Annotated in this window: 29 protein-coding genes; all 29 read right to left on the reverse strand. The window is 62.2% G+C overall.

Annotated elements, in window-relative coordinates; all coding sequences use genetic code 11:
- Positions 1-4: 4 nt before the first annotated feature.
- Positions 5-361, reverse strand: a complete 357-nt coding sequence (locus K8I61_17275) for a hypothetical protein (protein ID MBZ0273794.1) — start codon at positions 359-361, stop codon at positions 5-7.
- Positions 348-908, reverse strand: a complete 561-nt coding sequence (locus K8I61_17280; GenBank protein ID MBZ0273795.1) for a hypothetical protein — start codon at positions 906-908, stop codon at positions 348-350. Before K8I61_17280 ends, K8I61_17275 begins: the two co-directional genes overlap by 14 nt.
- Positions 908-1,486: an HK97 gp10 family phage protein gene (locus K8I61_17285; GenBank protein MBZ0273796.1), complete on the reverse strand. Its 579-nt coding sequence runs from the start codon at positions 1,484-1,486 to the stop codon at positions 908-910. The genes K8I61_17280 and K8I61_17285 overlap by 1 nt, the downstream gene beginning before the upstream one ends.
- Entirely contained in the window at positions 1,486-1,896 is a 411-nt protein-coding gene (locus K8I61_17290; protein MBZ0273797.1) for a hypothetical protein, read from the reverse strand. Before K8I61_17290 ends, K8I61_17285 begins: the two co-directional genes overlap by 1 nt.
- Entirely contained in the window at positions 1,893-2,333 is a 441-nt protein-coding gene (locus K8I61_17295; protein MBZ0273798.1) for a hypothetical protein, read from the reverse strand. Before K8I61_17295 ends, K8I61_17290 begins: the two co-directional genes overlap by 4 nt.
- 3 nt (positions 2,334-2,336) lie before the next feature.
- Positions 2,337-2,672, reverse strand: a complete 336-nt coding sequence (locus tag K8I61_17300; protein MBZ0273799.1) for a hypothetical protein — start codon at positions 2,670-2,672, stop codon at positions 2,337-2,339.
- A 25-nt stretch (positions 2,673-2,697) separates the two neighbouring features.
- Positions 2,698-3,573: a hypothetical protein gene (locus K8I61_17305; GenBank protein MBZ0273800.1), complete on the reverse strand. Its 876-nt coding sequence runs from the start codon at positions 3,571-3,573 to the stop codon at positions 2,698-2,700.
- 1 nt (position 3,574) lies between these two features.
- The gene (locus tag K8I61_17310) at positions 3,575-3,955 is read right to left on the reverse strand and encodes a hypothetical protein (GenBank protein ID MBZ0273801.1); all 381 of its coding nucleotides are present in this window, start codon (positions 3,953-3,955) and stop codon (positions 3,575-3,577) included.
- A 12-nt stretch (positions 3,956-3,967) separates the two neighbouring features.
- On the reverse strand, positions 3,968-5,137 hold the full coding sequence (locus K8I61_17315) for a hypothetical protein (protein ID MBZ0273802.1): 1,170 nt from the start codon (positions 5,135-5,137) through the stop codon (positions 3,968-3,970).
- Entirely contained in the window at positions 5,127-5,972 is an 846-nt protein-coding gene (locus K8I61_17320; protein MBZ0273803.1) for an ATP-dependent Clp protease proteolytic subunit, read from the reverse strand. Before K8I61_17320 ends, K8I61_17315 begins: the two co-directional genes overlap by 11 nt.
- 160 nt (positions 5,973-6,132) lie before the next feature.
- Positions 6,133-6,387, reverse strand: a complete 255-nt coding sequence (locus K8I61_17325; protein MBZ0273804.1) for a hypothetical protein — start codon at positions 6,385-6,387, stop codon at positions 6,133-6,135.
- A 7-nt stretch (positions 6,388-6,394) separates the two neighbouring features.
- Complete coding sequence (locus tag K8I61_17330) at positions 6,395-7,903, reverse strand: hypothetical protein (GenBank protein ID MBZ0273805.1); 1,509 nt, start codon at positions 7,901-7,903, stop codon at positions 6,395-6,397.
- A 191-nt stretch (positions 7,904-8,094) separates the two neighbouring features.
- Positions 8,095-9,468, reverse strand: coding sequence for a hypothetical protein (locus K8I61_17335; protein MBZ0273806.1), 1,374 nt, complete (start codon positions 9,466-9,468; stop codon positions 8,095-8,097).
- A gap of 32 nt (positions 9,469-9,500) precedes the next feature.
- Positions 9,501-11,102 carry a hypothetical protein gene (locus K8I61_17340; protein MBZ0273807.1) on the reverse strand — a complete coding sequence of 534 codons (1,602 nt, stop codon included), beginning with the start codon at positions 11,100-11,102 and terminating at the stop codon, positions 9,501-9,503.
- Positions 11,099-11,491: a hypothetical protein gene (locus K8I61_17345; GenBank protein ID MBZ0273808.1), complete on the reverse strand. Its 393-nt coding sequence runs from the start codon at positions 11,489-11,491 to the stop codon at positions 11,099-11,101. The genes K8I61_17340 and K8I61_17345 overlap by 4 nt, the downstream gene beginning before the upstream one ends.
- 50 nt (positions 11,492-11,541) lie before the next feature.
- Positions 11,542-12,246, reverse strand: a complete 705-nt coding sequence (locus K8I61_17350) for a hypothetical protein (GenBank protein MBZ0273809.1) — start codon at positions 12,244-12,246, stop codon at positions 11,542-11,544.
- Complete coding sequence (locus K8I61_17355) at positions 12,197-12,949, reverse strand: hypothetical protein (GenBank protein ID MBZ0273810.1); 753 nt, start codon at positions 12,947-12,949, stop codon at positions 12,197-12,199. The genes K8I61_17350 and K8I61_17355 overlap by 50 nt, the downstream gene beginning before the upstream one ends.
- Positions 12,939-13,466, reverse strand: coding sequence for a hypothetical protein (locus K8I61_17360; protein MBZ0273811.1), 528 nt, complete (start codon positions 13,464-13,466; stop codon positions 12,939-12,941). Before K8I61_17360 ends, K8I61_17355 begins: the two co-directional genes overlap by 11 nt.
- A gap of 187 nt (positions 13,467-13,653) precedes the next feature.
- The gene (locus tag K8I61_17365) at positions 13,654-14,469 is read right to left on the reverse strand and encodes a recombinase family protein (GenBank protein MBZ0273812.1); all 816 of its coding nucleotides are present in this window, start codon (positions 14,467-14,469) and stop codon (positions 13,654-13,656) included.
- The gene (locus K8I61_17370) at positions 14,444-14,671 is read right to left on the reverse strand and encodes a hypothetical protein (GenBank protein ID MBZ0273813.1); all 228 of its coding nucleotides are present in this window, start codon (positions 14,669-14,671) and stop codon (positions 14,444-14,446) included. Before K8I61_17370 ends, K8I61_17365 begins: the two co-directional genes overlap by 26 nt.
- Positions 14,672-14,705: 34 nt before the next feature.
- Positions 14,706-18,182 (reverse strand): N-6 DNA methylase, encoded by a 3,477-nt coding sequence (locus K8I61_17375; protein ID MBZ0273814.1) that lies wholly within the window; start codon positions 18,180-18,182, stop codon positions 14,706-14,708.
- On the reverse strand, positions 18,182-18,826 hold the full coding sequence (locus tag K8I61_17380; GenBank protein ID MBZ0273815.1) for a hypothetical protein: 645 nt from the start codon (positions 18,824-18,826) through the stop codon (positions 18,182-18,184). The genes K8I61_17375 and K8I61_17380 overlap by 1 nt, the downstream gene beginning before the upstream one ends.
- A complete protein-coding gene (locus K8I61_17385) occupies positions 18,826-19,116 on the reverse strand; it encodes a hypothetical protein (GenBank protein ID MBZ0273816.1) in 291 nt (96 codons plus the stop codon). The genes K8I61_17380 and K8I61_17385 overlap by 1 nt, the downstream gene beginning before the upstream one ends.
- Positions 19,117-19,268: 152 nt before the next feature.
- A complete protein-coding gene (locus K8I61_17390; GenBank protein ID MBZ0273817.1) occupies positions 19,269-19,769 on the reverse strand; it encodes a hypothetical protein in 501 nt (166 codons plus the stop codon).
- Positions 19,766-20,062: a hypothetical protein gene (locus K8I61_17395; GenBank protein MBZ0273818.1), complete on the reverse strand. Its 297-nt coding sequence runs from the start codon at positions 20,060-20,062 to the stop codon at positions 19,766-19,768. Before K8I61_17395 ends, K8I61_17390 begins: the two co-directional genes overlap by 4 nt.
- A 551-nt stretch (positions 20,063-20,613) precedes the next feature.
- The gene (locus K8I61_17400; protein MBZ0273819.1) at positions 20,614-21,279 is read right to left on the reverse strand and encodes a hypothetical protein; all 666 of its coding nucleotides are present in this window, start codon (positions 21,277-21,279) and stop codon (positions 20,614-20,616) included.
- Positions 21,280-21,380: 101 nt separating this feature from the next.
- Positions 21,381-22,028 (reverse strand): hypothetical protein, encoded by a 648-nt coding sequence (locus tag K8I61_17405; protein MBZ0273820.1) that lies wholly within the window; start codon positions 22,026-22,028, stop codon positions 21,381-21,383.
- Positions 22,025-22,645, reverse strand: coding sequence for a hypothetical protein (locus K8I61_17410; protein ID MBZ0273821.1), 621 nt, complete (start codon positions 22,643-22,645; stop codon positions 22,025-22,027). Before K8I61_17410 ends, K8I61_17405 begins: the two co-directional genes overlap by 4 nt.
- Positions 22,642-24,267: hypothetical protein (locus K8I61_17415; protein MBZ0273822.1), on the reverse strand; the 1,626-nt coding region annotated here is incomplete at its 5' end. The genes K8I61_17415 and K8I61_17410, both read right to left, overlap by 4 nt.

Here is a 24,267-nt window from a genome sequence, read left to right on the forward strand (position 1 = left end):
CGGCTTACCTCCCGAGCGGCTGTTTGCGGAAGCGCCCCCAGCCCTCGATGAATGTCTGTTCGTCGATCATGTCGCCCGCCGCAAGGCCGAGCTGCTTGCGAAGCATCGGGGCCGCGAGCGGACTGACACGGTGCTTTTTGATCAGGGCGTCGAGCGGGCGCTTCGGGCCGCGCCTGGCCGCGACCGACGCCTGCGGCGCGTCATCGATCGGCGCCGGCGGCACGTATTCGACCCCGCTCGAAGCGGGGGGCGACGGCGGTGGCGGCGCGAGCGGAGAAGGCATCTCCGGGGGCAGCGCAATCGGCGCCTGAATTTCTTGCGTTTTCTCCTTGCGCGGATGCCCGCGCTTACGTCCCGACATGAATCACCTCGTGGACGACTTTCGCGGACTTGATGAACGTGTTCATCGGCCGCTCGATGATTTCGCGGAATTGCACCTCGGCCTCGACCGAGGCGGCGTGGACGATGGGCTCGCCGGTCGTGTCGACGGCGGGGTCGGTCATGCCGGTGACCGCCAGGCGAATGACGTTCAGGTCTTCATCCGTTTTCGGATCGGCGATGGAAAGCGCGCCCTGCGCCTGCAAAACCGCGAGCTTGGCATACACCGCGTTGCGAAGATCCAGGCACCGGTCCTCGCTCGAAAGTTCTTTCGTGCCCGCGGCCTTCACCGTGAACGTCAGCGTCGTCGCGACCGTGCTGTGTTTCACCGCGTGCGTCGGCTTTCCGGACTCGTCTTTCTTGTAGTAGCTCGTCCGGCCGGCGAAACGGCGGATCGAACGATGCCCGTTCTGCGCGACGTCGACGCACGGGTACTTCGATTTCCGGTTCGCGGCGTCGTCGGCGAAGGCCTCGAGCCCGGGCACCGCGTCCTCGATGATCTGCCCGAAAGCTCGCTTGAGGCTTGCCATCAGGAGCCTCCCTTCGACGCGCGCGCGACGGCCCGCCGGGCTTCGCGCACGACGATCCCGTTGCCGGCGCGCGCGGCCGAGGTCAGGAACGGCTGCGGCCGGCGGATGCCGGGATGGTGAACGCGGCGCGCGAAATCGAATTCGACGTCCAGGTGCCGCTTGTTCGGCGCGTTCGCGGCGTCGCGATACTGGAGGCGTTTGTAGAATTTCGCGCGGCCCGTTTTTGTCTTTTTCGTAAGCGACTTGTGGCCCTTTGGCGAGCGGCGCGGGATCGTCAAGGCTTTCACGTTTTTGGCCTTGATCGCGTGCGGCTTCGCGCCGCTGTCCACGGCCATCGCGTACACTTTGTTCGTGCCGACCGCGCCCTCGGTATCCGAGGTAACGTGGCCGGCGATCGACGCGCGAAGGTCGCCGGTCGTTCCGACGGGCGCCTTGTACTTGGCGTACTTTTCGATCTGGCGCACCGACTGGACGACGGCGCGCCGTTGTTCGCGGGCATGGACGCGCGCGAAGTTCCGGACGAGCGCGGTCGCATGGCCGAGCCCGGAAACCTTCACGCTGACCTCAAAGCCCGCCATCAGCCGCCCTCCTCCGCCTCGCCCTGCACCCGTTTGAGTTCGAGGCGCTTGTGCGTGACGATCGCGCCGAGCTGAAGCGGCTGCACGTGACGAACGCGGAAGGTCTCGGGCTCGATCCCGCCGGGGCGCGTCACGATCAGGATGTCCCGCTTGGTCACGTCGGCATCGGGCAGGCAATTGGCCAGGCCGTCGGATCCCTCGTAGAGGACCGGCGCATCGGCATCCGTGACGAATTCGATGTTGATCGACGCGACGGCCGTCGTGTCTTCCTCGACGGGCCCGTCAAACTCGCCTTCGTTCGCGACGAGCGGGCGCTTCACCTCGGCGATCGTGTCGCTCGCCTCGATCATGCCGCGCATGTCGTTTCGGACGATCTCGACTTCGGCGGGGGTCAGGTCGAATTCGCTCATGCCGTCGCCTCGGTGTAGGCGGCGCCCATCTCGCCGATGCGTCCTTCAACCGGCGGTATCTTGTCGAGGCCGGCCGCCTCGCGATACATCGCAAGCAGCTCGGCCGCGAATTCCTTCCAGTTCGTCGCGGTCGAAATCCGGTTGACGGCCTTGTCGCCCGACTTGTACGAGAACGCCCGGCCGATCGACGCCTTGCGCTGGACCGATGCCCAGAAATACGCGGCGAGAAGAAGAATCAGCTCCTCCTGCGTCGCGTTGGGATCGGGCGAGACGGTTTCGGATTCCTCGTCGCCGGTCATCGTGAACGCGCCTTTGCCGTCGGCCGCAAGACGCACGAGAGCCTTTTCGATCATGCGCTTGGCGGTCGCACGCGGCAGGGAATCCGCCGTCTCGCCAAGGTCCGCGCGAAGTTTGTCGATGAGGCTCGTCAGTTCCATGCCTTACTTCCGGCCGCCTTTCGGCGGACGGCCCCGGCGAGGTTTCGCCGATGGCGTTTTCGTTTCGGACTTCGGAGGCGCCGGGGGCGGCGGCACGGCCAATGGCGGCGCCTTGGCCGCGCCGGATTTCCCCTCCACGGGGGGCGGCGCCATAAGCGGCGCGGGCTTTTGGGGAAGCTCCGCGGGCAGCAGGTAGCCGCCGCGCGCGATCAGATGCGCGACCGCCGGATCCTTCGGATCAAGCTCGTAGATTTGCCCGCGCTTCAACACGAGCTCATCGCCGCCGTCGCCCCGGGGGACGTGGACGACGGCGGCTTCACTGACAATCTTGAATCGCATGCCTTCTCCCGGCCGGACGCCCGGATCACGTCGTGATGCGAACGCGGACGACCTTCGGGTTGTAGATCGCAACGCCGGACTCCTCGAACGCGAGCACGCCCTGCTTGAACTTCTGCGGCTGCTCGATCTCGACCTGGTCCTCCTTCTCGAGGACGTAGTCGCCGATCTGCGTGTCGAAGAAGAAAAAGGCCTCGGTGTCCTCGCAGTGGACGGAGTTGACGAAGTTCCCGCCGCTGAAGGTGATCGACTGGACCCCCCTCGTTTGCAGATCCGCGGCGACCGGATCGGCGAGACCGGCGAAGCCCTCGACATCCTGGTTGCGGCCGCCGCGCATCAGGATGTATTTCAGCGGCAGGCCGATGTCCTCGCCGATCGACGTGGCGCTCTTGAACGCGGCTTTGGTGAAGACCGAGCCCGAGCTGATGTCCACCGTGAAACCGGGCTGGATCGACGCGCGGATGACATCGATGGTGCGCTTGTCGCGCTTTTCGGCGACGATTTCGCCGGCGCGCATCATGATCTTCGCGAGATCGCCGATGCGCCCCTTGCGGAAGGTGCGAACGTCGAACATCGGGTTCGTGAAGATGCGCTGGAAAAAGACCGGAACCTCGTTCTCCACGATGTCCACCTGCTTGGCGTGGCCCTTCAGGTCGGACACGTAGGCCACGAGATCGTCGGTCGTCACGACGACCGTGCGGTCGCCGTCGTCGCGCACGTCCTTGTTGAGCAGGAGCGAGGTGATTTCGCGCTGCTTCACCACCTTCGCGAAGGGCACGGCGATGATCTCGGCGACCGTCTCGAAGTCCTCCTGCTCGTAGGCCTCCGCGACGGTTTCCATGAGCTGCTCATCCTCCTCGCGGGAGAGAGCCTGCGTTTCGAGTTCGTTCAGTTCAACGGCCATGTCAGCCCTCCTTGCGGCCGAACGTGATGTTCGAGCCGGTCACCGCGCGGACGATGCCGAGCGAAAATTCCCCGTCTCCGAGCGAGTCGGGATCGACGCCTTCCGGGAGAGCGTCGCTGCCGGCGCGAACCGCCTGGCCGGGGGTCGGCGCCGATGCGAATGCGTTGGTCTCCATGAGCGAGGAGCCCGAAAGCACCGCGCACTTCTGGCCGGCCGTTGCGTCCGTCAGCAGGAAACCCGCCGACGCAACGTTGGCGTCCGTGTTCGCCTCGACCGTGCCCTCGTCGGTGATGCGCACGCATTGCGCCGCCGTCATGTTCTCCGCGGCGTCCATGGTGCCGTCGACGAAGCCGTCACCCGCCAAATCTCGAATGAAACCCATGTCGTCCCTCCGTTAGCGCGCGCCGACGCGGCGACGCATGAGGGCGACGGGATCGGCGCCGTCGTTCCGGTCGGAACGGTCGGCGGGAGCGCCACCCTTTTTGGTGTTGATCTTCGACGCGCCGGTTTCGCCGGCGGGCTCGTCCGTCTTCCCGGGCTTGGCCTCGTCGCCGGCCTTCTCATCCGTCGCGGCTTTCGGCTCGGGCAGCTCCTCCCAGGCCTCCTTTTTCGCGGCGAACGCCTCGGCCGAAAGGGCCTTGAGCTTCGCGATTTCGTCGGCCTTCGCCTTCCCGTCGGCGAACGTCTTGCCCTTTTTTTCCATGGTCGCGATGAGCGATTCGACGGCGCGATCCTTCTCCTTGGCTTCGAAGGTCTCGACGCGCTTGTGCAGCTCGTCGCGCTCCTTCGTCAGGCTCGCCACCTGCTCTTCGAGGTCCTTGACGCGCTTTTCCGCCGCCTGCAGGTCCTCGGCCTTCGCCGCGGCCGTCTCGAGATTTCCGTCTTTTCCGTCCATGTTTTCCTCCGTGGTCGCGAGATTTTCGGCCGCGACTTCAAGAATTCTCGCGGCGGCGTGCGCTCCCGGCTTGTCCAGAAGCGCAACCGCCGAATAGGTCACCCCGTGCATGATCACGTCGGCCTGGCTCGTCCCGATGATCCAGCCGGTGGCCGGATCGATGCGCAGGTGCGCGCAGATGTCGCGCTTCTTGCGGAAATGCTTTCCGCACTTGCTGCACTCACCCTCGGCGAACGAGTTTTCCTTGCTGACGAATCCGATATCCCCGTCCGCCAGGCTCTCCCGGCAAAGGCGCTGATGCTCGGTGGTGTCGTAGATGCGCCCTCGGCAAACGAGCTTGTCGCCGACGAGCTGCGCCTCGACGATCTTTCCGACCTTCGAGGTGAAGGAGCGCTCGTGAAGATCGCCGGGCTTGGTGATCGGCTGCGTCGCCATCTTGATTTTCTTGCCGACGGCGGATTTCGCGGCCGCGCCCGCTTCCTCGCGCGTGAGGCGCGTGCCGTTGTCGTTGCGCCCCACGGCATCAAGGACAAATCGGAAAAATTCGCCGGGCTGCCCCTTTGCGGCCGGCTCCATGCGGATCGCGGCGTCGGCCACGCTGGCGAACGCGAAAAGCTCCTCGCCGTCGCGTCCGTCGCGCTTCAACATTTCGAGGATCTCATTGGCCATCGCCGCCCCCCGTGATGCTGGCGCCATCGCCCGCGCTGTCGGCGCCGACAGGAGAAACGGGAACCACGTCGGCGAGGCTCCCGGCGATCCGGTCGACCACGCCGAATTCGACAAGGCCCGCCGCATCGAGGAACTTGTCGCGCATGCCTTCCGGGTTCTCGCGTAGCGCTTCCTTGATCTTGTCCGCGCTGATACCCGTGTCCGCGGCCAGGATGTCGAGCACGAGATTGTTCAGTCGCTCCATTTCCTTGATGTCGGCCTTCTGGTCGCCGAGGCTTCCCATCGTCCAGCCGGAAATCTCGTGAACCATCCCCGTCGAGCGAGGCATGGCGAAGCGCTTGCCCTTCGCGCCGTGCGCCGCGAGGAAAAAACCCGCGGACATCGCGGTTCCGAAGACACAGGTGCGAACCGGAACGCCGCACGCATCCATGGCGTCGAGCATCGCGAGAAGGCCGTAAGCGCGGCCGCCCGGCGAGTCGATCGCAACGAGAATGTCGGTTTCCGGATCCTCGGCGGCGTACTGGTAGAGCTGATCGATGAAAGAACTGGCGTCCCAGAAGCCGTGCACCCAGATCGTTCGGGGCATCGGCGGGCGCGGCGCCGGCATCATCGCGACCATGTCGCCGTGGTGGCCGGCGCTGTTGGTCGGCACGGGCAACCGCGAGGCGCCCGTCATGAGGGAGCGCATAAGGTCGATTTCGAGAAGCTGGCGCTGAAGCGATGGCGCGCCGATTTCGGGCGCGGGGACCGTCTGCGTCGCCGCCTCCAACACGGGCTCGCGACGACGCAGATAGCCGCCGACGCCTTTCAGCAGGCTTTCATAACGTGCTCCCATTTTGTGGAAACCGAAATTCACTCGCTTCCCTCGATCAACAGGCTTACGCCTCGTTTAGCGAGTCGAAGATTACGCGAGAGAATTTTTACAAAGGGAGGGCGGCGTGTTTTTTAGAAACCTGGGCGAGCGGCGTTTGCGGAACTGAAAATCAACACAATCCCTAGCTGAAAAGGCGTTTGATGAACTCGGCAGGCGAAACGTCCGGGATGAAGTCGGAGGCCTTCGATTTGCCGTCAACCGGCTCGAATACGGTATCGCCCTCTTGGTCGTCCTGAACGGCGTCGTGCGCGCGCTCGCTGCCCCAAAACGCCACCGGGATGCCATCCGGGTAGGCGGGGCACTTCCAGACATGTGGATTGGCGTCATCAATCTTATTCTTGCACGCGTCGCACTGCGAACCATTCGCGGGGATCATCGTTGCCTCATTTCAGCGGCGGGCCGCCAACCGCATTATAAACCTTCAACACGGCGGGCGGAACGGGCTGCCCGCCCGTGTGCGCCGAGATGGTCTCGGCGATGAATTCGGCGTTTTTCGTCATTCCGTATTTGCTCATCCAGTTCTCGATTTCGACTCCATCGGCGAGACTTTCAATAAAGTCATGCGGGCTGGCCTCGGAAATTTTCATTGCTTTTTTCAAATCGGAAACAGGTACGCTTTGGCGATGCGCGACGTGCCCGAATTCGTGTCTAACCGTGCCTGCCGTGCTGTTGTCCCTGAACCACCTCGGATCGATCTTGTTCTTGCCGGCACGAATCGCCTTTTCCATCTTGTTCAATGATGTCACGTTCAGGGAAACGCTTTCGTGGTCCGCCATTGCCAGCACGCCATCTTTCCGCGCGTAGGTGCTGATGGTCCTCGGCATTGGGTAACCACGACGAAACATCTCCTCCACCGCGCGCGCCGTTTCCTGCGCGACTTCAATCGTCGCGTCCTTCAAGCTGACGCTCTGAATTCCGTATTCGCTTTTGATGTGGTTTTCGACGCCACGGAGGTGCTTGATTTTTTTCGGCTCAAACCTCGATTTCGCACCGGTTTTTTTTGTCGGGGGCGAATCCGGCTCATCGACGACACCGTAATCCCCGGGGGCTTTCATCGCACTCATCTCGTCACGGTCATCGACATCCGGCTCTCCGACGACAACGCAGTCGCAATGCGTGTGCGCGGGGATCGTCGGGAGTTCGTCGAGCTTGTAGACCTTGCCGTTTCGCGGCGAGCAGACGGGGCAGTCATACAGCCCCGACGTCAGCCACCGCACGCGCCCGATGCCGACATCCGTGTAAAAGGCCACGCGCCCCTGATTGTGGGCGCGGTTGTTTTCCGTCTCGACGATCGCGGCAAGCCGGTTCGCGGCCGAGGGGAATACCCGCCCCACGAATCCCCGTGGCGTTTCCTGCCCGGCGCGGCGAAATTTTTCCGGGTCGGTGATGACCCGGCCGAGGTTCTGGACAACCGTCGATATCGAATCACCACGGACGATTCCGCCGGCGACCGCCGATTTGATTTTCGACTTCAGTTCGTCGGCGACGTTGCCGGCGAGCTCGAGACGATACGCGGAGAGAAACTCCAGCCCCGCCCGGTCGATCAGCGTTGCCGCGCGCGCCGTTGCGGTTGCGATCTGCGCGTCTGTGAGGACTCCCCATCCACGGGGGGCGGGGCGCGCGCGCATGCCGGCGACGCCGGAGCCGATGCCGTCGTCGAACCCCTCCTCCGTTTGGCGCTCCGCGAGCCCCTCGTGCCGCGCCTTCATGTCGTCGACGATGCGATCGATTTCGGACTTCAGCGATTCGAGGCGCGCGAGCTTGGCCGGACTTTCGGATTGAGGATCCAGCGTGAATTCCGCGATCGCCTGCCGAACGTCCTTTTCCGCGGCGGCGAGATGCTCGAAGTATTCGCCAAGATGCGCGTCGGATTTTTCGCGCAACTTCGCCATGGCGTCGTCGGCGGATCGCTGTATCCGATCGGCGAGGACGTTCGCGCCTGTTCCCATCGACGCCGCGCGGTGCTCGTGCTTCGATGGCGACCGCGCGATCGCCGAGCGCCGCCGTGCGAGACGAAGCGCCGGCGCGAATTTCTTCGCGACACGCGCCCGAGCGATTCTGGCGGGGCGAACGCGCACGACGCTTACGCGGCCTTGTCGTTGGGCGGCACACCGTTGTTGGCGCGACCCGCGACCGTCGCCGGGTCCTGCGTCGCGCTTCCCGTGGCCTTGCCCGGATCAAATCCCAGCATCTCCGCTGCGTCCTGCGGCGTGATGACACCGGTCGAAACGAGCCCGATGATGTCTTGCACGCTCATCGTCGGGCGCACGCGGATTTCGTCCTGCGCGGCCTGAGCCGCTTCCTCGTCGGGATTGATCGCGAGCCACGTCTGGGCGGTGCGGCGGCTGATGATTCCCTGTTCGTGAAGTTTCCCGACCATCTCCTTGAACGCCGTGGTCGAGAACTGGGAAAAACCGCGATGACCCCATTCGACCGTCGCGCCACGCACGAGAAAGCCGAACAGCCAATCCAGATACGCCCAGGCGTATTCGCGAATCGCGTCGAGCGTGAGCGCGAGTTTTTCGCTCGCCACCTGCGCCGTCGAAAATGTGGCGCCGTCGCCGGTCAAAAGAGTGCGGGGGAATCCCATCGCGACGGCGATCGCTTCCTGCGCGGACTTCTTGCGGGTATCGGTATCGAGAACCTCGCCTTCGGTGCCAAGGAGCTTCGCGTCGTAGTAATACGGCCAGATCAGCGTGCTGCGCTTGTCCGACTCGTCGATGTTTTTCGCCATGTCATCGAGCATGTCCTGCGTGCAATGAATCAGCTTGTTGCCGAACATGCCGCCGGCGCGCGCGATCAGGATCGGATTCGCCCAGCGTTTGGCGATCGCCCGATCCGCGGCTCGCAAATCCCCGAGAAGTTCAATCTCTTCAAACGCGGGCAACAGCATGGAATTGCCGTGAGCCTCGAATTCCGCGGCGTCCCAGCGCGCATGAAAAAGACCCTCGATGTCGAGGCTTTCACCCAGCCCGCCTGTTCGCGCCTTCCCCTTTTTGTCGACCGGGAGTTGGATCGCGCTTTTCAGCTCGCCCTTCTCGTATTTCGGTTCGATGCCGATGGGATTGACGACGCGCGCCATGTCGCGGTCGCTTTCCCAGAAACCGACGAGATCCCCTTTCACGAGCAGCTGCTGAATCTGCTGCTTCAAGTGCGAGAGAACCTTCTTTTTCCGGATCGCCCCGTTGACCTCCTTAAGCCTGTCTTCGCCGAGATCCTCGCCGCTCTCATCGACGACTTTTTGCGCGAAGATGGCGTCGCCGAAAGCCAGTGTGATGAAGGCGTTGACGATCGAACGGGGATATCCCGCCTTGCGGTAATGGTCGGCGGCCTTGAAGGCTTCTTCGTGCCATGTCTTCGGGTAAACGGTCGCCGAGTCCGTGCGAGCCGAAAATCGTCGGCTCGCCTTCGTTTCGAGCAGCTCGACCGGCAGCACCTCGACGTTTCCCGTTGTCATTCCCTGGCTTTGATCTTCCGCCACAGTTCACCTCACCAAAAAGCTTCCGTGGAGCGCGAATGCACCCGAGGAACTTCGATTTCGACGGCTTCTTTCAGCCGGTCCAGCCGCGTCACGGACTCGCGCGCGAGGAAAAGAACGCGATAGGCATCGAGGATGTGATCGGAACCTTTCCGATAAACGATGGTCCGCGCGGTTCGGGTGTAGGTGTGTCCGATGATCTGGTCTTCGAGCTGCTCGTCTTCCTTTGGGAAAACGACGCCCTTCCTTTGCATGCATTTCGACCAGAGGTCCGTCGCGAAGACCTTCGCGTTTCGCAGGATCTTTTCTTCGGTGTCCTCGTCGCGATCGACGAGAATGTTTTCACCGAACTGATAGACGCGCAGCCGATCGATCAGACCGTCCCCGCGCAGATCGGCGAACGCGTCGAGCGTTTTCAGTTCTTGATAGACGGAAAGGCCGTTTCCTCCGGCGTCAAGGCCGATACTGCCGAAGCCGTAAAGGCGATCGATCTCGCCAAGCAGCGCCGCCTGGATCGGATACGGAAGCCGCTCACAATGGATGCGAACCTTGCTGACAAGAATGGGAATACCCTTTTCGGTCTCCTCCACGGCGGCGATGACGATCTCGGACGGATCGTTCGTATAACCGAAGTCCACGCCGGCGTGATGCTCGACGCCGGGCACGCCGGCGAGAGGGCCGAGCAGTTCGGCGATCCGCTCGCGGATCGGCTCTTCCACGCCGTGGCCGTCGTCGCTCAGCGACAGGATGTCCTCGAAATCCTCTCCGTTGATCGCCAGATAATTCCATCCGGTCTTCTCGCGCTGACAGCGGTAGAAATGATCGAGGTTGAACGCCGCGTACGCGGGAGAGCCGTGCTCGCCGGCCACCTCGTGGACCCACCCCTCCGTGTTGCGCCCGCCGTGCAGTTCCTCCTTGCGTCTGGCCGTTTCCTCGTTCCAGTTCGGGTTCAGCCACGACGGCCACTTGAACACCGTCCAGTCTTTCGAGTTCGTGTATCGGTAGTAGGGCGTATCGCGGCGGCCATCGGGATTTGAATATGCGCGCAGGCGCCCCCCCGATTTCAGGCAGCCGTCCACCGCTTTCCACGCCTTGTTGGTCAGGCGCGCCGCCTCGTCGACGATGAGAAAGTCGACGTGATAGCTGCGCAGCGCGGATCCGTCATGCCCGGCGGGAACCAGATGAAGCAGGCAGCCATTGGCCCAGCGCAACCGGTAGTACGGCGCGCGCTTGATATCGAGCGATCGCCCGCCCCGCTTTCTCGCGACGGACGCGTTGATCTCCGGGACGTGATCGATTTGCCACTCGATCTCCTCGACGATGTTGTCCAGGTGCCCCTGAAGCGGCGCGGTGACGAGAACCTCCTTGCCCTTGTTCGTGAAACAGAAATGCAGGCCGAGGCCGGAAATGTCGATGGACTTCCCGACGTCGCGGCCGTCCTGATGAATGATCCGGGGATCGGGACATTCGAGGTCTTCGACCTGGTGATCCCAGAACCTCCGCTTCGACAGGTCGCGATCGACGAGGTAGGTTTCGCCCCAAAGCCGCGGCGAAAGGAGGATTTCGAGCGCTCTCGGATCAATTTCGTAACCGTGCGACGGTGCGGCGCTCATCGCTTCAGCTTTCCGGTGAGCGCGGCCGCGATACGCGAACGCAACAGCTTCAAGGCGTTGTCTTGGACCGTCCCGTCCGGATAGATCAGCCGCGTCGCCTTCGCGCGCGTGATGAGTACGCGGATCGAGGAAGGGCACGCGAGGTGGCGTTCCAGTTCCGATTCATCAAACCGGGAAAATTGCCAAAGCCACTCCCACCGCGATCGCGCATTGATCGGTGGTTCGCTTTCGTCGGGCGTGAACACGACGGGGAATTTCGACCAGACGACGATGAGGCGCTGCAGCTCGATATCCTCGAGCAGCGGCACAATGTCCTCGTAGGCCGCCTCGCCCTTGATCGCGGCAAGAACGGCATGCGCAGGACGGCCGGCGGTCGATTCGACGCTCATTCCGCCTTTATGCGCGGCGCGTTTTCATGTTTTGAAGGGCGGCGATTTTTTTAGGTTGGAAGAGATTGCCGCCGCGGGACCGAGAGGGTCAGCCCCACCACGCCTTTGTGGCGTTTGAAACTGATGTATTGTCCCCAGCGTCGTTTCAGAACGCGCATCTCGCGCTCGACCTTTTCCGCGGTGCGATAGAGCGCGTTCCCACCACGGTTCGTCTCGCGTTTCTGGACGAAAGAGAACCGCTGGTCACTCCAAATCACGCGCTCCTCCAGAAGGTGACGGAGATTGAAGTCCGCGTCGCTTCGAAAAATCAGCTCCTCGTCCCAATAAAAATCGCGGCCGATGACGCCGAGAATTCCGCTCACCCAGGAGGTCAGCCCAAACGGCTCGAAACCGCGCGTCTTGCGCACGTCGCCGTTCGACTGATTCCAACCGAAAAGGCTCACGCCCAGGTCGTCCGCACAAATCGCCGTCCGCTCGATCACCTGCGCGATCTCCGGGACCGTCAGAAAGCGCCGGCGCCGGCCGACCATGCAGGCAACGGCCGTCACGTCGTCATCGAGAATTACGATGATCCGCTCGTCGAAATGGCGAAGAATCCAGTTCTTGACGCGGGATGCGCCGCGAATTTCGTCCGGAATCGCCGTGATCGGCAGGCCCGTAGGCCGATAGAGCTCGATCTCCGATTTCGGCACCACCAAATACGCGTCAGGAATCAGACGGTGCGTCGAGATGGTCTCCGGTCGGCTTCTCGACATGATGACCTTCAACAAGCGCAAACAATTTCCTCCCGTCGACGACGCGGCCAAGGCCGATCTTTTTCCGTTTGCCCGCGGCGACCGACGCGTCGACGCGCTTCACTCCGAGCAGCTCCTGCGCGCGCATGAAGTCACGCACGTCGCGATACATCAGGACGACGTAATCGAAATGTTCGAACGGCTGCAGGTCCATGCGGGGCCTATCGACGGCCGTTTGGTCCTTGGCGGCCGCGCCCCCTTCATCGAGTAGCTCCCGGAGATCGCTATCGGAAAAGCCCGTCCCGGCCATTCCCTCTCCGGATTCGAGCGATTCGAGAAGCTCGCGCAGCAGGTCGTCATCCCACCCGCCGAGTTCAACGAGGCGATTGTCCGCGAGCACGTAACTTGCATGGTCCTGCTCGTCCAGAGCAATGCCGCTGATCACTGGCGCGAGCCAATTGCCGGTGTTTGGATCCACGCGGATTCCCTCGGGCGGGCTTGCGCCCTCGTCGCGCATTTCCATCAGCGCATCGAGGCGTCCATGCCCGGCGAGCAGCTCGCCGGTTGAATCGTTGCGTAGCAGAGGGGCAATAAAGCCGTGCCGCGCGATGCTGGCGCGAATCTGTGTCAGGTTGTGGGCCTTGGGGTTTTTCTGGTAGCGCGCGACTTTGTCGAGCGAAACGAATTCGAGCTGATGCGTGTGTTCAGGCTGCTCAGCGGGCAAACAATTCACCTTGAGGTTTCACCACCTTCGCGACGGAATTGTCGAGCAGCCCCTTTTCCCTGGGGGAGAGGGCCTCGAATTCCTCGCGAAAGAAATCTTCCTTCGTCATGCCACGACCGCGCCCGCGGCTCGTGTGAACGTCGTAGGCATAGTCCGGAATGGGGACGGTGTTCTCGCGGGCATCCTGGAGCGCAGCCTCGATTTGCTCATCGCTCATGTCAATGCGGCGGTCATAAATTAAATTCGTCAGGTGGTCGGCATCGCGGCATTTCGGCGCCTGGCAAAGAAGGATCACGGCCTTGCCAAGAAAGACCCGCGTCTTTTTCTTCCCGTCCTGCGTGACGAACTGATGCGCGCGGTGCAAGGACTCGATCTCTTGAGTGATCACGCCGAAGCAATCCTCGGCCGAAATCGTCAAGAGCCGTTTCCAGACGTAATGGATAAATCCGGACTCGAATAACTCGACCGCAAAGTACCCCGCCACGGGGGCGTCGCCGCGCCGGATGGCCTTTTGCATCGCGGACGAGCACTCGAAGAAATTGTAACCGCGTACCGTTAGCTTTATGCGTCCCATGTCGCCTCCTGACCCGATGGGGCGCTGTTCCTCCCACAGTCGGAACCCCATTTCAAGCCGAATTTTGATGTCCTGCGGGACTGTATTTTTGTAATTCTGCGTGTTTCGCGTTTATCCGTCCTGGAAGCATTCACGGCGCCGCCGGGGTGGTTGTATAGGGGCGGCCGGAAGAAAAACTTTTGTGGAGCCTGTTGGAGGCCGTATTGGCCGCCCCGGCAACGGATTCAAATGGGCGTGGAAATTCCAGGATACCGCGCACGGTTTTCGCCGACCATCGCCCGCCACGTTTTGTTGGGATTTTTTCGTTTTCGAGCATGCGTGCGATTTCCCGGAAGCCGGCGCCGGCGTCGCGCGCTTCGTGCATGCGCACGATCGCGAGCTGCTCAACCTCGACTTCGATGAGTTCGCCATGGAGGCTCGCGGTGTAGCCGTAAGGTAGATGCCGGCTGATGCGTCGCCCTTTCGCGCGGGCGACGGCCATGCCCTCGGTAACGCGCTCGGAGATTTGATCGCGCTCCAACTCCCCGACCGCCGCCAACACGCGGTAGATGAATTTGCCCGTCGGGCTGCTGGTATCCAGCGACTGCGAAATACTGACAAAGTCCGCGCCGGCCTTCTCCAGCCGCGCCGCAATATCAATGCAGTCGATCGTGCTGCGAGAGATGCGCGATAGAGCGTATACGACGAGAATGCCCTTGGTTTCGCACACGCGATCGAGCGCAGCTTGGGCTTGCGGTCGATTCGAGAGGCGATGACCGGAAATGCCGGGGTCGCTGTAAATGTGCTCAACCTGGTGGCTGTACAGTTCCGCCCACTGGCGGATCCGCAGTTCCTGCGCCTCTAGGCTGAGCCCCTCGCGAGCCTGTTCTTCCGTGGAAACTCGGGTGTATCCGATGACCGCGCGCGGCTCGTTCGAACTTCTATTCGCTCCGATGGATTTTCGCATAGCGGATAACCTCCCTGGCTTCGATCAGGCGTCGTTTGTCGCCCGTCTGTTTTGTCGCCAGTTTTCCTTTGTCGATTTGCGCGTTGATCGTCTTTTCGCTTCGGCTCAAAACGATCGCGGCCTGACGCACGGTCAGGCCGTCGATCATTCGCAAGTTGGGATCTTTCAGCATCGCCTGGATTTCTTTGAGCGTCAGGTCCATGGGATCAGCCGTAGGATTAATTTCCTACCGTTTATCACGAGACGATTTCCGAGACAAGCAATTTCGCCACCGCGAGACGAACGTCGCCGGCGCTCTCTTTCAGGTACCGCGCGGTCGCCGTATCAACCCGTCCGTCGATCGCCTGGTCGATTGCGACCTGCTTTGCTTCGGTCACCTGATAGATGTGCTCGTCAATGGTACCCGCCGAAAAGAGATAGTGGACATGCACGTCCTTCTTTTGTCCCGGACGATGCACGCGGTCCTCGGCTTGACGATGCGGCTCCGGCGTGTACCCAATGTCCGTGATGACGACATGGTTCGCGCGGATGATCGTGAAGCCTCGGTTGAGCACGTTGAGTCCGGTGACAATGGCCGTGCAGTCCTCGTCTTCTTCGAACTGTTGGATCAAACAAATTCGCTTCGCCGAAGGCGTATCCGCGAAGATCGACATGAAATTGATGCCGCGCTCTTTCAGGTAGCGGGCGATTTCATCTTGCATGTCGCGCAGCCCCGAGAAGACGAGCACCTTGTCGCCGGCGGCGCGCGCCTTTTCGAGAATCTCGCCGAGGCGGCGCAATTTCGAGTATTCGGTTCCCTCCGGGAGCGCCCCTTCCACGCGGGGGGACGTTGGCGCGGTCGCCGCGTAGTGCATCATCCAGAGGTTCCGGCTGATGACGCCCATGTTGATCTCGCGATCGTTTCGTGACGCCGACGCGAATTCACGCGAAATGTTCTCGCGCGCCTCGGCGCCGATATTCGCGTAGAGGTCCGCGTGCTCCCGATCCATTTCCAGAAACTCGACGTTTCGCGTTTTCTTTGGAAGCGCGGCGAGCTCCGGCATGTCAGCCTTCGTCCGTCGCACCGACATCGGCGCCAGCAGGCGGCGGAACCGGTTGAGGTTCGAAACCTCGGGGATCAATTTCGCACGGCCGCGGCTCAGGGTCTCCGAGAACTCGCGATCCACAAACTCGTAAGTGGCAAACTCGTCGAGAAAGCGGCGCGATCCCGCGCGGTAGGGATACGGAAATAGCGGCGTATCGTGGCCGAGCAGCCAGCCCATCGTCCAGTAGATGTCCGTGATGTAGCCCTTCATGATGGTCCCGGTCATCACCAGCCGCCCGCGGCTGCGGATTGAGCGAACCGCCTGCCCCCTCAGCGAGGTTTTTGATTTCATTTCCTGCGCTTCGTCGACGAGCACCGCGCCAAAAAGTTTTCGGATGTAACGAATCGCCGGGTACGAATTTGCTCCGCGTCGCCCTGGCCCGGTGCCGTACGTGAAGGCACGGTACCCGCACGACCTGCAGATCCCGCTCCACCCATGTTTCTCGCCGCATTTCGGACATGCCGGGAACATCGTGAGGTACGAGCGACCGCATTCCCGGCAGGAATGAGAGAGGTTGCCTTCAACGTGGTGCGGCTCCGCATCCTCGCGCTCCCGGTGGCACGTCCAGGGATCATAGGCACGATCGCCGTTGGCGATGAATTCGTATGACGTGACGTAAAACGTCGTTCCGTCCGACGCCTTGTTTGGAGATTTCTTTGACGCCGCCACTTCGGCGCGCAGGCGCGCGATCGCCGAGTGACTCCGCAACTCGATGATCTTGAATCCGAATTTCGGAAGCTCGTTCAACCAATTGCCAACCAGACCGGATTGGCAGACGACGAGCACGCGACGATATCCCCTTGCCGATGCCCATGTTGCGGCGCTGACCGTCTTGCCGCCGCCCATCTCGTATCCGAGGTAACCCGTGTTTTTTGTGGCCAGGCGCGCGACGTCCTCGCGCTGGTAATCAAACAGGAACGGGAATCTCCTTTCGAGCTGTCGGCGATAGGACTCGACGATTTCCGGATATCGGTCTTCGACGACGGGAACATCGGGAAGTCCGAATGCCTCGACGAGGCGCCGGACCTCATCGACGTTTTTGTCCTCGATGAACTGCGGGCCGGTTTCGCTGTCGACCCGGATTTTAAGGACCGCCGATTCTTTTCGAGTGATTTCGTCAAACGCGCGACCTTTCGAATCCTCCCGCTCCTCGCGCTTGACCACTTCGTTGTCGCGGTACCAGCCCGGGCGGAAGGCGTAAGTGCGGCCCGCCTTCCAGACGAGATTGCCGCTGTCGTCGCGAACGTCCTGCGCCGCGACGTATGGCTGATCGAGGTAATACGCAATGCGGTCGTGCGACTGCGGACGACGCACTGGCGTTCCGAGAAATTCGTATCGGCGTCTGGCGCGTTCAAGCCGTTCACGCTCGAGCCTGGGCATCGGCGCAACAGAAAAGCCCGCGGCCGACAAGTACGAATTTGCCCGATCCACCCCGTGGGCGAGAAGCGAAACGCGTGACGCACATCCCGCGATCGCGGGGCCTTGAATTCCGCGAATCGGATCGTACTCGGTGAAGACCTCGTCGACGAAACCGAGCATCGCCGCTCCCGCCGGCGACGCAATCAAGCCGCGCGCCGAAAGACTGACTTCAGCCGACGGTGGTATGAATTCGATTTTTGAGAGGTCCGGAAGCGGGCGGGCGTCGCGGCACGGCCAGCTCATGGAGTGACGGCCGACGCTCGTATCGATCCGATCCCACAGCGCGCGAAGCTCCGTTTCCCATCCCGGCGCGGCGTAATCGATCCGCCCCCGGACGCGGGGCAATTCGCCGGGCACGCCAAGCCGGTAATGTTCGTCGTAGGTCGTCCCGGTGACGTAGAGGACCTGCAGCCGCGCCTTGGCGGGTATGCGGTATTCCTTGAACAGATTTTCGAATGCAACGTCGAGCACGACATGCGCGCGCGATTCCTCGCAGACAAGCGCGTTTCGATATTCCTCGTCGTCGGCGAACCCCTCCGGCAAAATCGCCACGATCAATCCGCATTCGCTGAATCTTGTGTTGACCGCGCGCAAGGCCGCTTCGATCGCGACAAGCTCACCCCGGATGGAATTTCGTTTCGCGCCGACCTTCACCCGCTTGAAAAGGTCGGCCTTCCCTTCGATGTCCCAAGTCAATCCGAATGGCGGATTCGTCATCACCACCGAAGCGATCTCGTCGCAGTGATCGACGTATTTGAGGATGTCTCCCCCACGCACCGACTCGATCCCGACAAGCGATCGCGCACGCCGCGCGACCATGTCGTCGATCTCAACGCCGATGACGTCAAACCCGCTCTTTTTCCAAGGATGCAACAGACGGCCGGATCCACACGTCGGATCGAATACAACGGCGCCGTTGGGAACCTCAAACTTCGCTTCGACGAGTTCCTTCAGCAGATTCGAGAAATCGACGGGCGTGAAATACTGGCAGTGTTTCGACGCCGCGAGCTGATATCGCCCAAATTCCGTATTCGCTTTCCGCCCGGTGAACGCGAGCAGCTCGCCCTCTTGCTCCTGCGCCGCGGCCGTCTCCTTCTCGCGTCGACTCCCCGTCAGCATCTCCTCGAGCAGTCGCGCCTGGCGCTCTTGCTTCGTCTCAACCGGCGCCGTCGGCAGTTCAAACAGCGCTCCAAACAACGAGTCCTGCATCAGTCGTTTCCTCCGTTGTCGTATTCGTTTGTGGTGGAGTTTTCGATGTCGGCGTCGGCGTCGTTCGTGCTCCGCCGCTCAATCCCGAACAGGTCGCAGAGATGATGCGTGTACCAATCTGTCATCTCCCAGCGGACAAGCACTGCGGACACGCCCTCATTCGCGATATCACCGCGCTCGGCGACCGCCTCGTAGGGAAAATTTTTCGTCGCTTCCGGGTCGCCGGCGAGTTCCTTCGCCTTCTCGGTTATTGCCGAGAAGGTGACGCGATCACCGATGCCCGTGATTCGAACCAGGTGGCGTAGCGCGAAAAACCACGCGCCCGCCGTCGTGGGCCCGACGAACAGCCAGCGCAGTCGCGCCGACTTCGCCTCCGTCGAGCATTCGTAATTCGTGAGGTCTTTTCGCCAGACCGTGAAAACGACGCGCCCGCGCGCTTTCGTGCGCAGCAACGTCCATTTTTTCGGATCAGGCAGATCTTCCTTCGCGAAATTCGACGAGCCGGCGAGTTGCGCAAACAGCGCTGTCACGAATCCATCCCGCTCGTCCTCGGCGATCATCCGGACGGCCTGGAAGGTCTTCCCATTCCAAACCGTCGTCACGAACGCCCCGGAACGTTTGAAGTAGATGCGATCGGAGGACATCAGACGCCCTCCGCCACAAATCGAGACCATTCGCAGACCGGGCCCGCGCCCTCGAAAGGCGCGACGAAGAAGTGCCGCCCGCATCGCATCAAACGAAACAGGTCGCCGGTGCCGCTTGGCTCCGCCCCCTGCCCCTCGCGCAACCGCTCGATGCAGTAACGCTTCGGAATTTCCCGCTCGTGAATCTCGTTCTCCCAAACATCCCGACGCACAAACTGCTCGACGTCCGGCGCGTATCCCTCGAACACCGGACGCGGCGCACAATTCAGCGCGGCGTACGCATCGCTCACCGTGCATCGCAGTCGCAAATTCGACTTCCGCGCTTCATGATTTCTCGTCGTCATCACAGACCTCCGCGTTGGCACCCATTAGGCGCGTAGGAATTTATTCCTATGGTTAAACGCAACTATCCCCTGCAGATCCGATATCACCCACGGGGGGGTCACTCGGGCGGCCTTTCTTCCGGTTCCGCGGGTTCAGCCTCGGCGGCCATCCGTGCCTCTTCCTCCTGCATCACGCAAAACTCCGCGTACTCGCTGTCCCAATTTTTCTCGACCTCGTCGATAAACAGAAAATCGAGCGGGACTTCCAATTCCGAGAAATAGCCCCGAAACGCTTCGAGAAATTCGCCCATCGTGACGGAAAGCCCGCGGCGCTGACGAATGCTCGACTGCTCGCGCAGGATCAGATCAAGTACATGGTGCAAAAGCTCGTCGGGCGCCTCCGGTATGATCACTGGCTGACCCGTCGGAGTGAGATCGTGCGCCAGCCACTCCGCCTCGCCCCGCCACGACTCGCTTTCAATAACCTCGTCGCCAAGGGCGTGCATGAAGTCTTCGATGAACTGGTGGCGGTCGAACTTCGTGATCGTCGAATCCGAGCGCCACGTCCAGATCGCTTTTCGGACGGTGAGTCGGCGGTCGATCACACCACGGACCGTCATGCGGCGGCTCCCTTTTCGCGCGTCAAGTAGTTCCACAAATTTTCGGTTTGCTTCTTGAGCTGCTTCAAACTGGCTATCTCGCCGGCAAGCCGATCCGCTTCACTACCGCTCCCCTGAATCGATCCAAGGGAATTGGCGATCTCGCCGTTTGCGAGTCTGTCGCTGGCGCGTTGCGTCTCGCCGGAGAGGTACGTGTAAAGAGATTGAAGTCGCTTCGTTCGCGATTCGATTTCGACGTTAAATGTCCGAATCGTCTCTTGATAAAGTTCTTCTGCCATCGCAGGGACGGGCATGCTTTCCTCCAATTAGCGGTTTTCGCTCGCGTTTTCGTTTTTCAATTTCAAGTATCGTGATACTTGCGTCCCACTGACAGCCAACCTTTGTAAAGGCCAAAAAAAGATTTTTTGAAAATTATTTGACGATCCAGCCTATGGCTTTGAAAAATGGGTTTTTTTGATCGCGAAATTTGTGTAACTGGACTGACGATGATGATTTCAGAGGATTTTTCGCGCTTCTGGAAGTCCTTGGAATCCCCGAAAATCGGCCATTTTTTGGGAGAGAGAGGGTATTAAGGCCCCTGAGAAAGGGCTTCGGCCGAAATTTTCGGGTTTTCGGGGGGAGGGGGTGCCCAGGGCGCGGCCACCTCGGGCATCGCGCCGCCGTCGGGCCGCCGCCCGCGTGCCGCGTCGCGACGTCTGAAATCAGCCCGTGGCACCGCCGCCGTACTGCAGCCAGGCACGCCGCGTCAGACGATCTGAGGGGCGCCCGTTCGCCGTCGCCGTGTTCCCAAGGTGTAGGTTGGTAACACCCGCGCCTGGCCGATTATGCACTCCGGCCGCATCCGCTACTCGTCGTCCGTGCTCGCCGCGTCCATCGTTCGCGCCGGGAAGACACGCGCGCGCCTGGCGTGCGACACCTCCGGTCGCCCCGGCTCCCCCTCGCCCCCACGGGGCGCGGCGCCGATTTCCATCTCGACCATGCGCAGGCGCCCGCCCTCGAGCAGCCCCCGCGCCTGCGCCTGCGAAAGGACCGCGGCGGCAAGCTCGGCCGGCGTGAGCACCCCGCTCTTGCTTCCGCCGGTGCGCTGGTCCTTGCGGATGCCAAGGTCCTTCATGAGAAGGCGGATGCGGCCCGAATTGAACTCGATCCCCTCCTTGTGGTCCTTCTGGTAGGCGCTCGCGAGCTTGGCCGCATGGATGCAGACCATGTGGAGCAGCATCTCGTCCGCGGCCTCATCCAGGTCCGGATACTTCTCGCGGAGCATGGACTTCGAGTTGTCGTAAAACTCGTGCTCCTCGTCGGTGAGGATCTTCTTGGCGAACAGACCGTGCGTGACGGCCAGGGCGTTGTCTTTCATGGTTTCCCTCAAGATCGGGACGCGGCGCGCGTTCAGTTCGTCGATGCGCGGATTTCCGTCGCCGCCGCCGTTCCCGCCGTGATACCGGCAGGTCGTCTTCCCGGCGACCGCGAGCTTCCGGCACTGGATCGTCGTGCCCCGCTTGCGCGCCACGCAGCGGATTCTTTCAGGCAGCGTTGGAAAAGGTTGTGGTTTTGGACGACCCCTCTTTTTCGGCGGGGGAGACACCCATCCCTTTTCCGGCGGTTTTTCGCTCACGGCTTGCCCTTCCCCGGCCCTTTCCCGTTTCCGGCGCCGTTGCAGATGCGCTGGATCCACCGCCGGGTGTGTCCGGTGCGTCTTGCGATTTCCCGGACGGCGATTCCGTCTTCGCGCATCTCGTGGATGTGCTCGTGCCCGGGTTTTCCGGTCGGGATGTAGACGAGGCTCCCGGGATGCTCGCGGAGCCTGGCCTTTGTCGCGTCCGGGGCGTCGATCTCGCTGATGCGCAGGTACTTCGAGGAATTCGGCGTTCGCGTCTTTGCGCGATCTCGGCCGCGTTCGACCCAGACCAGCCGTCCGGGGTGGCGCTCGACAAGGAGCGCGAGTTCGGGCCCGTCGAGGATGTCGGCGAGGTTGACGAATCCGACGCGCGAGCCGCGGGGGCGGCCGCGTTTGATGCGCCGGCGCCGGGCCTTGGCGGCTTTTAAGGCCAGGGATTCGGGCGTCGGCGAAAAGTCCGGGCAGGGGGCATTGACGGCAAACACGGGCAAAAGCTCCTTTTCACGAAGTTCAAAGCGGGGGTCCGGCGCGCGGCAATTCCAGAGGGGGCGATAGCCGGCGGCGATCTCGTCGGGCTCAAGTGGCTCCTCGCCAAGGAGCGCGCAGGAAAGGCAAAGGAGGTGGGCGGGCACGCGGCTCATCGATTCCCCCTCGCGTCGGCACTCGCCCTTTCCTTGGCGTTCTTGTCGGCGAGGCGGCGCAGGCGGTCGATGAAATCGCCGGAGGATTTCGGAGACGATTTCCCGTTTGCCCCCGTGGACGGGGTTGGTTTCGAAACGGCGGGTTTGGGTTTTTCAACACGCGGCTCAAGGGGATTTGCGGGCGGCTCGTAGGCTTTCGCCATTTTCGGGTCAAAGGCTTTGACGGCGGCGAGGATGCGGGCGGGGCCGTATCGCCAGACGGCAAAATCGTGGATGACGGCGAATCGGGCGCGCAGGGTTTCCCAGGCGTCGGAGGAGATGCGGCCGGCCTCGGCGTGGGCCTTGGCGATCTTCATTCGCGTGTGGAGCCAGGCGTAGTAGGTCGGGGTGACGAATCGGAAGGGGGTGGGCTTTCCGGCTTCGTCGAGGATGAGGTCAAGCGTGATGGCGGGATTGACGGGCGAGGCGGCGTCGTCGAGTTCGATTTCGCGGATGAGAAGGGAGGTCGCGGCGAAAAGTTCGTGCCGGAAGCGAAGCTCGGGGGGCGTGGCGTATTTGTCCGGCGGGGGGACAAGGAGGTCGAAAGCGACGCGGGGAAGGACGGCGGCGGTCGTCATGCGTCGTCCTCCTCGGTGTCGGGAAGGCGGCTTAAGTCGAGGTCATCGCCGTTTGCGGTATGTGCGGCATGATGGTTTTTGGCGTTTTCCAAACATGCCGCAGAATTTCCGTCATCTTTCCGAATATTTGCGGAATGTGCGGCATGTGCGGGAATGTTTTCCCCGATATCTCCTATACGTGTAGAAGGCGTGTCCGGTTGTCCGATTGTCCGGTTGTCCGGTTGGAAATTCTCACCCGCGTAGAGTGTATTTCTATCCGCACTATCCGCACATTCCGCAAGTCCTAGATTTAACTGGCTTTTCTCGGCGGTATGTTGCGTTATGTCAAATTCGGAACATACCGCACATTCCGCAGGATTCAAGGCGCCCTCCTCAAGAGAAATTGACCTGACGAGCGCCCAGAGCTTGGCCTTCGAGTGCCCGTCGATCGCCATTTTTATGCAGAATCCGTTAACGACGCGATCGCGGTTTTCCCGAAGCAGTATGCCCATCCGGATGGACTGGGATCGGGCGGAGGCGTCGCCGAGGGATTCGACGAGGAGATTGTTTTCGACGGCGAACTTGGCGAGGTCGCCGGAGGAGCGCGCGCCGGCGGATTCCTCGCTTTGCGACCAGGCCTCGATGAAGGCGGAGAACTCGGCGGAGCGGTTGTCGGCCGCGGCGTAGAGCTCCGTCTGGTTTTCGAGGAAGCCGGGGATTTGCGCGGCAAAGAGAATCCCGCCAAGGACGTACGACCAGGACTCAAACGACCCCAGGCGGCGGGTGGTGCCGGGGCGGCCCTCGGCGATCCAGTGGGCGACGAGCGTGAGGCAGGACCGGACGAGTTCCGACCGGTTTTCCAGGATCCACCGCTTGATGGGGTCGTGCTTGAAGCCGTCGCGTTCCCACGGCCGGGGCAGGTGCGAGTCGATCCGGATGCGGATGGAGCGGCGGGCAAGCTCGAGGGACAGGTCCGGGTTGTTCGCGGTCGCGATCCAGCAGATGTCGTTGGGGAAGACGAGCATCCGCTGCTGGTGGAACTGCCGGGCCGACCAGGTCTCGGAGGTGACCGCGGCGGCGAGGTTCGCGGAGTCCAGGCCATGCCGCTGGGAGATGTTGTCGATGCACGCGATCTGCACGCCGGACTGGAAAAGGGAGGTGATGGCGTCGGTGACGCGGTCCTCCTGCTTGGAGATCGTCATGATGGGCGCCGGCGCGCCGGAAAAGATGAGGCTGATGCACTCGGCGATGAGCGTCTTGCCCGTTCCCGCGGACGGCGCCTCGACCAGGTGGATCGGGGTGGGCCCGGCGATCATTCTGCGGACGAAGGGCAGGATGAGGGCGGCGATCGCGTGGGCGCGGTCGGAGACGGAGGCGAAGGGGAAATCGACGAAAAGGTCGTCAAGAAGCAAATCGCGCGCGCGGGCCACGTCGCCGGGGGCGGGTGTCTCGGGGATGGCGAAATCCGAAAAGAGGCGGCGCCGGTCGTCAAAGAAGATCTGCGATTCCCGGTGGTAGCCGGCCGATGAGATCAGGCGGGCGTAGCGGTCGAAGACCGGGACGGTGACCACCTCGTGAAGGGGCGGCAGGTCCGGGTGCGGGCGGGTCACCATGTCCTCGGCCACGCGGGGGGGCGGGTCGCC

This window comes from bacterium, assembly GCA_019912885.1.
In the GTDB taxonomy this organism is placed as follows: Bacteria; Lernaellota; Lernaellaia; order JACKCT01; family JACKCT01; genus JAIOHV01.